This is a genomic window from Peptidiphaga sp. (genome assembly GCF_057238965.1).
The window spans coordinates 1-11,626 of record NZ_DBHHEV010000027.1 but is presented as its reverse complement, the minus strand read 5'-3'; the positions used below and the strand labels follow the sequence as shown (position 1 = coordinate 11,626).

The 11,626-nt window shown below is 65.2% G+C and carries 10 protein-coding genes; 7 read left to right on the top strand and 3 right to left on the bottom strand.

Annotated elements, in window-relative coordinates; translation table 11 throughout:
• Window positions 1-57: 57 nt before the first annotated feature.
• On the bottom strand, window positions 58-2,286 hold the full coding sequence (locus ACO48X_RS04880) for a S9 family peptidase (protein WP_485001002.1): 2,229 nt from the start codon (window positions 2,284-2,286) through the stop codon (window positions 58-60).
• Window positions 2,287-2,539: 253 nt separating this feature from the next.
• Between ACO48X_RS04880 and ACO48X_RS04875 the strand changes: the two genes are divergently transcribed.
• The 5 genes from ACO48X_RS04875 to ACO48X_RS04855 all read left to right on the top strand — a co-directional run bounded on the left by ACO48X_RS04875 (window position 2,540) and on the right by ACO48X_RS04855 (window position 6,826).
• Entirely contained in the window at window positions 2,540-2,881 is a 342-nt protein-coding gene (locus tag ACO48X_RS04875) for a PadR family transcriptional regulator (RefSeq protein WP_485001001.1), read from the top strand.
• Complete coding sequence (locus tag ACO48X_RS04870) at window positions 2,868-3,707, top strand: hypothetical protein (RefSeq protein WP_485001000.1); 840 nt, start codon at window positions 2,868-2,870, stop codon at window positions 3,705-3,707. The genes ACO48X_RS04875 and ACO48X_RS04870 overlap by 14 nt, the downstream gene beginning before the upstream one ends.
• Complete coding sequence (locus ACO48X_RS04865) at window positions 3,700-5,034, top strand: ABC transporter ATP-binding protein (protein ID WP_485000999.1); 1,335 nt, start codon at window positions 3,700-3,702, stop codon at window positions 5,032-5,034. The genes ACO48X_RS04870 and ACO48X_RS04865 overlap by 8 nt, the downstream gene beginning before the upstream one ends.
• Entirely contained in the window at window positions 5,031-5,798 is a 768-nt protein-coding gene (locus ACO48X_RS04860; protein WP_485000998.1) for a hypothetical protein, read from the top strand. Before ACO48X_RS04865 ends, ACO48X_RS04860 begins: the two co-directional genes overlap by 4 nt.
• 92 nt (window positions 5,799-5,890) lie before the next feature.
• Window positions 5,891-6,826 carry a hypothetical protein gene (locus tag ACO48X_RS04855; protein ID WP_485000997.1) on the top strand — a complete coding sequence of 312 codons (936 nt, stop codon included), beginning with the start codon at window positions 5,891-5,893 and terminating at the stop codon, window positions 6,824-6,826.
• Window positions 6,827-6,940: 114 nt separating this feature from the next.
• Here the strand turns inward: ACO48X_RS04855 and ACO48X_RS04850 are convergent, their stop codons facing one another.
• Window positions 6,941-7,819, bottom strand: coding sequence for a ribonuclease H family protein (locus ACO48X_RS04850; protein WP_485000996.1), 879 nt, complete (start codon window positions 7,817-7,819; stop codon window positions 6,941-6,943).
• Between the two features lie 140 nt (window positions 7,820-7,959).
• Between ACO48X_RS04850 and ACO48X_RS04845 the strand changes: the two genes are divergently transcribed.
• Window positions 7,960-8,868 carry a macro domain-containing protein gene (locus ACO48X_RS04845; protein ID WP_485000995.1) on the top strand — a complete coding sequence of 303 codons (909 nt, stop codon included), beginning with the start codon at window positions 7,960-7,962 and terminating at the stop codon, window positions 8,866-8,868.
• 2 nt (window positions 8,869-8,870) lie between these two features.
• Window positions 8,871-9,869 carry a DsbA family protein gene (locus tag ACO48X_RS04840; protein ID WP_485000994.1) on the top strand — a complete coding sequence of 333 codons (999 nt, stop codon included), beginning with the start codon at window positions 8,871-8,873 and terminating at the stop codon, window positions 9,867-9,869.
• A gap of 128 nt (window positions 9,870-9,997) precedes the next feature.
• Here the strand turns inward: ACO48X_RS04840 and ACO48X_RS04835 are convergent.
• The coding region (locus tag ACO48X_RS04835) for an ABC transporter ATP-binding protein (protein WP_485000993.1) at window positions 9,998-11,626 on the bottom strand (1,629 nt) is incomplete at its 5' end.

Genomic DNA, 11,626 nt, shown 5'->3' with positions numbered 1-11,626 from the left:
CAACTGCGAAGATTTGCCTTCTGCGTCGCCCTGCCTCGATGCGAGACCGCCGCAAGCTCATCCTGCGTCGATCTGATCGAGCATCCAGGCGATTTCGAAGGCGCGCTCACGCCAGGCGTCGTAACGCCCGGATTTGCCTCCGTGGCCGGCAACCATCTCGATCTTCTCGAGAATCGGGCGCGCCATCGGGTCGTTCGTGGCCCGCTCGCGCAGAATTTGGATCCACTTCGTCGGCTCGACGTAAAAGACGCGGACGTCGTTGAGCGAGGTGGTGGCAAGAACGGCCGGATATTCGCGCCTGCCGACGTTCTCGGTGGGCGAATACGTCTGCATGTACCTGTAGACTTCTTGCGATTCGATCGGATTGCCCCACTCTTCCCATTCCCCCACCGTCAGCGGCAGCTCTGGCTTGAGGATGGTGGTGAGGGTGTCGACGAAAGGCACTCCGGCGTGGATCGCCCTGAACTCGCTTGGCGCCAGGTTGGCGACGGCCCCCATGAGCAGCCCGCCGGCGGACCGCCCTTCGGCAGCCAGGCGGCCCTCGGCCACCCAGCCGGACGTGCGAAGCCAGCGGGCGCAGGCGATGAAATCTGTGAAAGTGTTGCGCTTCTTGAGCAGGCGGCCGTTCTCATACCACGCCCGCCCCATCTCGCCGCCTCCGCGCGGGTGGGCGAAGGCGACCACGGCTCCGCGCTGCAGAATTGAGATGTACGAGGCTCTGAACACCGGGTCCAGTGAGACCTCGTACGAGCCGTATCCGTAGATGTATCCGGGATTCTCGCCGTCCGGGGCGACGTCGACTCGGTGGACGACCGTCATCGGCACGAGCGCGCCGTCGTCGGCCTCGACCCACACCCCTTCCTGGGCGTAGGCCGAACGGTCGTAGTTCGGAACTTCGAGCTCTTTGAGAAGCTTCGTCTCGCCCGTCGCCGGGGAGTAAGAAAACTGGGTCGGCGGCGTCAGGACGGATTGGAGGGAATACACGACGTCGCTCGCCTCCCACACGCAATTCTCGTCCACTTCGATGGAGGAGAGGTCCTCCGATGGGACGACGACCGGGGCCGACCACGGCGAGGATTCCGCTTCTTTCCGTTCCTCTGCGGGCGACTGAGCTCCTGCCTCCGCCGTCCGGGCCGATTCGGGCCCCTCCCCGCCGTCAGGGGCATCCGGCGACCGATCGGCCGATTTGGGCGGCCGGCCCGCTGCGCCAGAGGATTCATGCGCCCCCGTTCGCAGCATGGACCGCAGCTGGGGCTGGCCCCCTGAACGCATGGAAATCACTGCGAAGTCGCGAAAAGCATCGACTCCGAGAACCCGTTCGCCGGCCCCGGGCGTGAGAAGGGGAGTCCATTCTTCCGGCCCCGACTGACCGATCGGGGCGTACGCGACTTCGAAGTCGGCGACATTGGCATTGTGGACGATCAGGAGCAGGTCTTCAGCGGGCTCCACGGAGTAGTCGAGCCCCTGGCGCCGCGGGCACACGACGATCGGCGGAGCGTCGATGTCGGCGACGTCGTAGAGAAGCGCCTCGGCGGTCAAAGCCGACGACGAGTGGACGACGATCCAGCGCCCGTCGCGGGAAGGCCAGTGGCCGACGTTGAAACGCCCGTCGTTTTCCTGGAAGAGCAGCCGGTCCTCCCACGTCGGGGAGCCGACTCTGTGGAGCCAGATCTGCCATTGGCGCCACGAGTCGTCGACGCGCGAGTAGACGATCGCCTTTGAGTCGGCCGTCCACGCCAGGCCGTACCCGAGGCCGTCGACGGCGTCGTCGACCACCGCGCCCGTCTCGACGTCGAAGACGCGCAGCCGAAAGTGCTCGTCTCCGGTGAAATCGACGCCCAAAGCTCCCAAACGCCCGTCGGGCGACGGGGCGAAACTCGACACGCCGAAAAACTCCTCCCCTTCGGCCAGGCTGTTGCCGTCCCATACGAGGAGCTCCCTCCCGTCGACGGCCGGACGGCGAGCCGGATCCTCAGGGTCCACGGGGATTCTGTAGGTGGCGGGGTACTGCTTGCCCTCCCATGTGCGCGTGACGTACCACCACCGGCCTCTCCTGACAGGAATCGAGGTGTCGTCCTCTTTCGTTCGCGAAGCGATCTCGCGGACGATTTCCTCCTGCAACGGCTCAAGGTGGGCGGTGCGTTCCGCCGTCCACTCGTTCTCCGCTTCCAGGAGGGCGAGCACGTCGTAGCTCTTCTTGTCGCGCAGCCATTCGTAGTTATCGACGTAGGAATCTCCGTGGAACGTCCGCGACGTCGGAATCTTCTTGGCGATCGGTGCTGGCATGGGCTCTAGCCTACCCGAGCGAGCCCGGACGGGGGCGACTGTCCACATTCGAGGCGGCCGTCCGAGGAGGCCCCGCATTCATGCCGCAAGACACATTCATTCCCACGGCGCCCGCGCCGCTGTCGGCGACCGCCCGCATTCAAGCGCGAATCTGAGGGCGCGGGCGGCTCGGCGAGGCCGATTTCTACTCTGCATTGCAAACTAGTGGGTTATGCCTATATACTGGCATTGCCCGCAAAGGAGGGACAGAACGATGGCCGATGAGGCGACCCAGCTGCGCAAAGGCGTCCTGGAACTGGCAGCTCTGGCAATGCTCGCGCCCGCGCCCATGTACGGCGCTCAAATCATTTCGGCGCTTGCTGAGATCGAGGGGTTGGCCGCAAATCCGGGAACCGTCTACCCAATGCTGACGCGGCTGGCCCGTGCGGGGCGAGTCGCTGCCACGTGGGAGCCCTCCGTGCGCGGCGGCCCTCCGCGCAAGTACTACAGCATCACGGCAAAAGGGCGGAAAGCCCTCGTCGCGCAAACCGCAGCGTGGCGGACTCTGGCCACGGCCATGAACTCGATACTAGGAGACGCTGATGACTCGCAGTGACACATCGCTCGAAGACGAATTCCTCGAAGAGCTGGCGCGCAAACTCGCCGAAGCGAACATTCCCGTCAAACGCCGGGAGGCGGTGCTCACCGAGGTCGACGAATTGATATCGGAGGGAATTCGGCCCGAATCCTTCGGCTCGCCGGCCTCCCTCGCGCAGGAGATCTCCGACGCCCTCGCCGGATCGGAGGACGCGCAGCGCGCGACGATATGGAGCCCCGACAATCCGAAGCTCTTCGCCGACAAGCAAAGGCCCTCCTGTTCGATCTTGCGACTGAACTCCACAGACCTCAATCTGGGAGCGATCGCCGTCAAACTGGGATTGCTTCGCGAGGATGACGTCGATCCAGCGGTGCTCGAGGCAATTCCGCAACGCGTCATCGGCGCTCTGCGGTGGGGGCCGTTAGCCCTGACGGCGGCGACCGCCGCCGTCGGCATGCTCGCCCACCGGCGGCGTTTGCGCATACCCGTGAGGATCGGCTTGAACGGAAGGGTGAAAAAAACTTGGTCGTCGAAGGCGGGAGGCCTCGCAATAGCCGGCTTCAGTTCTTTGGTGAGCCTTTTTTCTTTGGTCGCCCCCACGCCGAGTCGCGCGGACCTGCTCATGCAGAGCTCTCAGGCTTTGGCCGCGAACACGGCCTTTCTTCTTACCGCCGGGTCTTCGTTCGTCCAGAAGAAAGGGCGCGTCCATCCAATCTATTTTCCGTTGAGCATCGGCCTCGTCCTCGCAGTCGAAGGCGGAACCCTGCTCTTTGCCACGCGGGCGGGCCTTGCCCGGGTTCACGGACGGGTCCACGGGCAGTTCGAGGAGAAGCAGGATGGGTAAGATCGCGGCAATCGGAGCCTCGGTCTCCTGGAGCGAATTGTCCCCGGGAGTGCAGAAACTCATCATTGCGCTTATAGCTCTCAGTTTCCTTCTTATGGCGACGGCCTTGACGGTCTGGTGCCGCACGGATGCGGAGTCGATGCCGCAGCCGGGAAAGACCGCCTGGCTTCTCATTTGCCTCTTCGTCTCGACTGCCGGGCCGATCGCCTTTCTCATCGCCCGCCGCCAAAGCACGGCCTGGCAGAAACGCGAACGAGCGTGGGCCTCTCAGGCTGAACACGGCGACAAGCGGCCGATCGGAGGCGACGAAATCGCTAAAGACCGCGAAAATGTCGATGAAGCCGGAGCCTTTCCGGCGGGCGGCGGCCCTTCCATGCGGGCATTCATGCCGGCGAGCATGAAAACCGGGGCGCCGGCAGGCAGCGCCGTTGAGTTCCGCAATGTCACAAGGGCTTTCGGCGAGAAACTGGCTTTGGACGATGTGAGCTTTCAAATCCCGGCGGGTTCGGTTTGCGCGCTCTTGGGTCCCAATGGAGCCGGGAAGACGACGACAATCCGCATCCTCCTGGGCCTTGCTCGCGCGGATGCAGGCGACGTCCGCATTCTCGGCGATCCGGCGGGAAGCCTGGCTGTGCGGCGACGACTCGGATACCTTCCCGACGTCCCCGCCTATCCCGCGTGGATGAGCGCCCGCGAATACTTGGAGGCCAGCGCAGATTTGGCCGGGGTGCCGGCGGTCGAACGGCGCGGTCGGATCGCATCCTTGCTCGATCTGGCCGAGTTGGCGGGGGTGAGCCAGCGCATCGGAGGCTACTCGCGCGGCATGCGTCAGCGTTTAGGCCTTGCGCAGGCGCTGGTCGGCAATCCCGACCTCATCGTCCTCGACGAGCCGACGTCGGCCCTGGATCCGGCGGGCAGGCGGGCCGTCCTCCGGCTCATCGCCCGACTGGCCGAACATGCGACGGTCATCTTGTCCTCGCACAATTTGGAAGAGGTGCAGCGGGTGTGCACCCACGCCGTCGTCCTGCGTGAAGGAAAGGCGGTCGCCGCATCCACAATTTCGGGTCTGCGCGAGCGCGCGGGGGACCATTCCCTGCTCCTCGTCTCCGGGGGAGGCGACCCGCTGGCCCAGGCCCTCAATGCAGAACCTTGGTGCGCCGGAGTTCGCCGAGAGGGTGCCGACTTCATCGTGGTCGTTTCCGACCCTTCGGCGGCCGCCCGCGCCCTTCCTGCGCTGATGGCCCGCGGAGGGTGGGACCTCTCTGCGCTCACGCCGCTGGAACCGAGTCTCGAGGACGTATTCACAGCTTTGACGGAGGGAAAATGACCGGCTTCTCGATTCTGTGCAAACATGAGCTCTACGCGGTTTGGAGAACGTGGCACCGCTACGTCCTGCCGACTGTCCTTTGCCTCTTCGGCGCGATGTCCGTAGTCCTTTCGAGATTCGCCCCGGACATTGTCGGATCGATTATGGGCGAAGCCGTTCGCAAAGCCATGCCCGAGCCGAATTGGCACGAAGCTTACAATCAGTGGACCAAGAATCTGGCGCAAACGGTCATGTTCGTCGTCATTTTCACCGGAGCGGGGGCCACGTCCTCCCTAGTCTCCAGCGGCCGCGCCCAACTGTTGGCCGTGCGTCCGGTTTCGCGCGCTTCACAGCCCCTTGCGGCCCTCGTGGCCAGAATCGCCGTGCTCGCATCCGCGTCTCTCGCAGGAATGGCGGTTGTGTGGGCGGCGACATTCGGCTTTTACAGAAAAGCCCCCCTCGCCCCTCTCGCGGCGGCGACCGCAACCTGGTTCGCTTGCGCATGCTTCTTTCTCGCTGTGACAGTCGCCATGTCGTCTCTGACAGGCTCGACCCTCGCAGCCGCCGGAATCGGAGTGGGCTCCTTGCTCCTGACAATGATCGGTTCAGCATTCGAGCCCATCGCGGAGAGTTCGCCTGCCGGTCTCCTGACCCTGCCTTCGTCGTTTGCCGAAGGAAAGGCTGTGGGGGCCGCGGCGATCGCCGTTCCCTTCGCTACGAGCCTTGTGCTCATGATTGTCGTCGTCGTTTTAGGGGCGAAGTCTTTCGCAAGACGGGAGCTCTGACCAGACTTGAACTTTGAACAATCTGACAATCCTGGATCCGTTGGCGGAGCCTTGACCGATCTGCGTCGCCGCGCCGTCGATGCGCTTTCGCCGTGAGCGCCTGCCTGCTGATCGACGTCTGGCACGACGTCGCCGACCCATGGAGCAGAATCGGGCTCGATCGCCTAGCGCGGGGAATCGACCTCGCACGTGCTGCACGGCGCAGCTTCTCACGTGCAGGGCACGACTTCGCTGGCGCGGGACGCGACGAGGCTCACGGCTCCGCCTCCGACGCCGCTCTCCCCGAAGTCGTCGTCGAGGTCCACTCGTTTCTCTCTTCATGCAGTCCTTTGCCCGAGGCGAACGCGGAGGCCATTGCGGCTGTCGCTGCGAGCGAGGAAATCCCCGTCGCGAAGGAAAGGCTTCTCCGCCCGCCTTCACAACCCCTGCGCCGCCTGGCGCATCGCATCGTCCACGCCGTTCGAGAAGGCGCGGAAGACCCGGCCGACGGCGCTCGCCGGGCCCTCGAAGCAGCGATCCGCCTAGACGACTGGTTCCTAGGGTTCGACAACGTCTCGGACTCTGGGACTCCAGCCGATAGCCTCGCCCAGGCCGCCGTTCAGACCGGAAGTGAATTCCGGCTCGGAAAGGGCGTGGAGACCGGCAAGCTCGCCCAAGCCGACGACGCTCCCCCAAACGGCCGCGGCCAGGCCGATCAAAGCGTCTTGGACGCCGATCAGGGCCCCTTTCTAAGGGGCCCTGTTGAACCTTCTCCGAGGATGCTTGGCCGGATCGCGGGGCTTGCGCCGTCGGACCTGCCGACCCTCGAGAGACGTCTGGAGCTCGGCGAGTGGGAGGCCGCCGTCGATCGGGACATTGCGGACGCCAAACGGCTGCGGATCCGCGGGCTTCCCCTCACGGTCGTCGGCGCACGCGTGATGCTCGTCGGCGCCCAGTCGCCGAAAGTGTTCGCCGAAGCGATACTTGAGGCGGCCGCGGCACTCGGCGAAGGCGAACAGCCGCCGCAAGCCAGGCGCTTTGCTTTGTGAGGGGCTCGTCTCTTCGCAAGGCGCTCGTCTTCTTTGTGAGGCGCTGGTCTGCAGCGGCGTCCGGCGCCCACGCCCTCGGCGATGTCCAATGCCGGCGGCGCCGGCGCAAGACCCTCAGCGCCGATGCCTCGCCGCCTGCGCGGCGGCCATGGAATCGACGAGCTCGTTCGCGGCGTCGCCCGAATGCCCTTTCACCCACTCGACCTCGGTTCTGCCCTGCCTGCCCTCGTAAAGCTCCAAAAGCCGCTCCACGAGATCCCGATTGGCGACGGGCGCGCCGTCGGACTTGCGCCAGCCCTTCCGCCTCCACGTCTTCGCCCACACCGTCATGGCCTTGATGGCGTATTGCGAGTCGATGCGCATGAGCAGGTCCGGTTGGGGCCCCACATGCTCGAGCGCACGCACGAGCGCCGTCAGTTCCATTGCGTTATTGGTCGTATGCGCAGCCCCTCCGCAGTCGCGCTCGCCGGTCACCTGCTCAACCCATGCCCATCCGCCCGGCCCGGGATTGCCAGAGCAGGCCCCGTCTGTGGCGACGATCGCATCGAAGCCTTCGACGATTCTTCCGATCGGCCCCGCGCCCGCGTTTCCCGCGGCTTCCTTCGGCGCAGCCGTTCCGCCCTTCCCACCGGCGGCCGGCCCGCCTGCGTCTTCCCCTCCGGCAGTTTCGATTTCTTCTTCGACGTCGAAGAGATCGCCCTGAATGCCTTCGGGTTCGGCGCCCTCGGAGTCGAACGGGTCGCACGACGCCGACGCATCGCCGGACAGCCCCCCGGAAAGGACGGCTTTGGCCAGAGTGACCGCGTCTGCGTGCCAAAGCGAGATCGCACGGCCGCCGTCGTCGACTTCGGGCGTGGCGAGCGAGTGCCTGACCGCGAGCGGAGTGGGCTCGCCGACGTCGAAAAGCCCAAGCAGCTCCAACGCTTCGCGCAGAGCGTAGACGTCTGCGCGGCATTCCTCGGCGAGCTCGCCGATTGTCATCCATTCGGCCATGCCAATAGGGTACCCGGGGCTTGGCGGTCGCAAACGCATAGCCCGCGGCGAGGCGCAAAGGCGCACCCGCCCTTCGCCCTCGTGCTTTTCCCAGCTCTGAACGGTAAATTGATTGCGTTGGCGATCAGCGAAGGAGAAACATGCTGCCCCTGTCCGCATATCGCGAGGCGATTCGGCTAGACGAACCTTTCCCCACACCCGTGGACGACCCCCGCTCCAATCTGGATCTTCTGCGAGTGGCTTTGGGAGGCCTGAAAAACCGCCGTTATCCGGGCATCGATCCCGACCTTTCGATTTTCCCCCAGAAAGAGCTGGCCTTCGCTTTGCGCCACGAGCTGGTCCTTCGAGGCCCGGAGCCGATCGACGACGAAGTCACCGACGCGATCAACCTTCTCCTTTACCGCCATTCGGCGCACATGGGCCGCACGACCGCGGAAAACCTCATGCGGATCTCCGACATGATGCCCGCGTCCGACTACGGTTCGGCTCGCAACGTGGCAATGTGGCGAGGAGACGTCCGCGAGTTGGCCGCCGACGCCGTCGTCAACGCCGCCATGCCGAATCTCTTGGGATGCAAGGACCCCCTGCATCCGTGCATCGACAACTACATTCAAGGGCAGGGCGGCCCATGGATTCGCAACGACTGCTCCGTGATCCGCGAGATCCAAGGCAAGGATCAGGAGGTGGGCGACGCCGTCCTCACCCGCGGGTATCGCCTTCCCGCCCGATACGTCCTCCACACGCTCGGCCCCCACCTCAACGGAGGCGAGGTCACGGACGAAGACCGCGAAAAGCTCGCCGCCTGCTACACCTCGTGCCTCGACCTCGCCCTGGAAAAGGGCGACATCCACAACGTCAGCTTCTGCGCGCTTTCAACAGGCCGCAACAACTTCCCCTTCGAGGAGGCGACCCACATCGCCCTCGACACGGTCAACCAGTGGCTCCAGTACCACGGGACGGACGTGATCGAGCTCGTCGTCTTCAACATATTCGAGGACGCCGACGCCGAAGGGTACATGCAAGCCCTCGAAGGCTGGGTGGAGGACTGACGATGAACCGACCCGACACGCCCCAGAACAGCGCAGCGGACAATTCGCGTCCCTCCGGCTCGTCCAGTCCGCTCGATTCCCCGGACCCAAGCGGCTTCCAAAGCCCGGGCGGATCCGGCTCGCCGCCGAATCGCGAGCTTCCGGGCGTCGGGCTGAACGCCCTGAACTCGGCAAATTCCCTTTCTGCGGTCAAAACGAGCAAAGGGGTGCCGGGATGGGCTATCGCTGCCGTCGCTTCGCTGGCGGTCGTCGCCCTCGCAGTTTCGTTCATGATGCTCAGGGCGAAGGGCGACACGACGGCAAACGCCGAAAGCTCACGGGCCAGCGCCAAGGCGTCGTCGAGCCAGCCTTTGCCCGACAGCTTCCAGCAGAAAGAAAGGGCCGCAGCGAAGGCCAAAGGGCTGACGACGGACGACTACATCCCCTCGGTCTCCGAGGAGAGCCGCAAACTCATATCCAAGATCCCGACCTACGCGGACACCGGCCGCACGCTCGGCCCCGCCGACGCGAAAGTCAAGATCCACCTTTTCACAGATTTCTCGTGTCCGATGTGCGCGAAGTTTCACGCCCAATCCATGGCGAGGCTCGAAGAACTGGCCAAATCCGGGAAAGTCCAGCTGGTGTGGCACAACTTCGTGATTTTCGAGCAGTACGGTTCCGACAAGCCGGCTCGCGCCACGCTGGCCGCGGCGAAACAGGGAAAGCTGTTCGAGTTCGCCGACGCGGCCTACAAAGACCTGGCCTCCCCTCAGGACCACGCCCACTACACCGACGCGTCGGTCCGGACCGTGGCGGAGAAGGTCGGGCTGGACATGGCCAAATTCGAGGCCGACTACGTTTCGCCCGAAGTCGCGCGAGAAGCCTCTGCGGAACAGCAGCTCGCCCAGAGCCTGGGACTCAGCGGCACCCCCGCAATCATGGTCGGCGACGCTTATCTTCCCGGAGTCGCCCCCACGCAGGTCATCGAGAACACGATTGAGCTGCAGGCAAGGGAGCAGTGACGGCAAGCGTTGCCAAAATAGACGCCTGCAGGCAATAGCCAAGGGCAGCATGAAGGGGCCCTCTGTCGAGGGCCCCTTCATGCTGGCGACCAGGTTTTGACTGCTTTGCCGGGCCGTTGCCGGGCCTTTCAGTCGCTTTGCCAGGCGTTCCACAGCGCGGCGTACTCGCCGCCGCGGGCCGTCAGCTCGTCGTGGCTGCCGTATTCGGCGACGCGGCCGTCGATCATGACGGCGACCCTGTCGGCGTCGTGCGCGGTGTACAGCCTGTGCGCGATCGAGACGACGGTGCGTCCCTTGAGGACCCTGCCGAGCGCGCGCTCAAGCGAGCGAGCCTCCGTCGGATTGAGCTGAGAGGTCGCCTCGTCGAGCACCAGCACCGCCGGATCGAGCAGAACGATGCGGGCGAGGGCCAGTTGCTGGGCCTGCGGCGGCGTCAAGGCGAGCCCTCCCGACCCGATCTTCGTCTCGAGGCCGTCTTCCAGATCGTCGACCCACGTCGCCTCAACCGCCTCCAGCGCGCTCCGAATCTCTTCGTCCGTCGCATCGCGCTTGGCCAAGCGCATATTGTGGGCGAGGCTGCCGAGGAACACGTGGTGCTCCTGGGTGACCATGGCCACGGCGGTGTGGAGGGCAGATTCCGGCATCGAGGACACTTCGGCCCGTCCGATGCGCACAGACCCCGCCGCGGGTGCGTTGATTCCGGCGATCAAGCGCCCCAACGTCGATTTTCCGGCGCCGGAGGGCCCGACGATCGCGACAGTCTCCCCGCCGTCGACGTCCAACGTCACGCCGTGCAACACGTCCTGGCCCTCGCGGTAGGCAAAATGCACGTCTTCGATGTGCAGGGCGGCGTCGAACCCGCCGGAGGAATCCGGTCCCGCCGCCTCCGCCTCTGCGACAGCGCCGGAGACTCGGACGGCGCTTGGCTCTTCACGGGCTTCACGGCCGCTTTCGCCCGTGTCGTGCGCGCCGCTTGCACCGGCGCCGCTTTCGCCCGTGTCACGCACGCTGCCTGCACTCACCTTTCGGACGCCCCCGCTCTCCCCTGACTCTTCGTCGGCGTCCGTTTCGCTCGCCTCTTCGACGCCGAAGATCCTCGCAAGGGCGGCCATCGCGAACTGGAACTCGTCGGCCCACCAGCTGAACGTCCACAGAGGATAGCGCAGCTGGGACGCGTACAGGACGATCGCTGTGACTGTCCCGTACGTCGTTTGGCCGATTCCGATCATGTACCCGCCGAATGCAAGGCCGGTGACCACGGGAAGATAGGTGACAAGCTGATTCATGACGATGAACAGCATCCGAAGCCAGCCGGTGTAGACCTCGTTGCGCCAGTACTCGTAAATGAGCGTGTCCATCCGTTCGGCGCGCACCCGCCCCAGCCGCATGGCGTCGGCGGTGGTCGACTGCTCCACGGTCTCCGACGCGACGCCGGACATTCCCGCGCTGATCGCCGAAGCCGCAAGATACGCCGGCACACCGCGCCGGACGTAGAAGCGAACCGTGAAAAAGATCGGCGCAGCGGTCAACACCACGACCCCGCCGAGCAAAGGATTCGCCACAAAGATCGCAACGAGGGTCGCGGCAATCGTCAGGACCGTCATGAACAGCCGACTCACGGCGCCCTCGATGAAGAAGCTGACCCTGTCGACGTCATGCGTGGTGCGGCCGATCATGTCGCCCGACCCAGCGGCCTCGACGGGCCCGAGGGGAAGGGAGGTCACGGCCCTCACGACCCGCTCACGCAGCACGGCCAG

Coding starts and splice junctions, on each gene's coding strand:
- ACO48X_RS04880 (WP_485001002.1), bottom strand. CDS start 2,286: ATGCCAGCACCGATCGCCAAGAAGATTCCGACGTCGCGGACGTTCCAC.
- ACO48X_RS04875 (WP_485001001.1), top strand. CDS start 2,540: ATGGCCGATGAGGCGACCCAGCTGCGCAAAGGCGTCCTGGAACTGGCA.
- ACO48X_RS04870 (WP_485001000.1), top strand. CDS start 2,868: ATGACTCGCAGTGACACATCGCTCGAAGACGAATTCCTCGAAGAGCTG.
- ACO48X_RS04865 (WP_485000999.1), top strand. CDS start 3,700: ATGGGTAAGATCGCGGCAATCGGAGCCTCGGTCTCCTGGAGCGAATTG.
- ACO48X_RS04860 (WP_485000998.1), top strand. CDS start 5,031: ATGACCGGCTTCTCGATTCTGTGCAAACATGAGCTCTACGCGGTTTGG.
- ACO48X_RS04850 (WP_485000996.1), bottom strand. CDS start 7,819: ATGGCCGAATGGATGACAATCGGCGAGCTCGCCGAGGAATGCCGCGCA.
- ACO48X_RS04845 (WP_485000995.1), top strand. CDS start 7,960: ATGCTGCCCCTGTCCGCATATCGCGAGGCGATTCGGCTAGACGAACCT.
- ACO48X_RS04840 (WP_485000994.1), top strand. CDS start 8,871: ATGAACCGACCCGACACGCCCCAGAACAGCGCAGCGGACAATTCGCGT.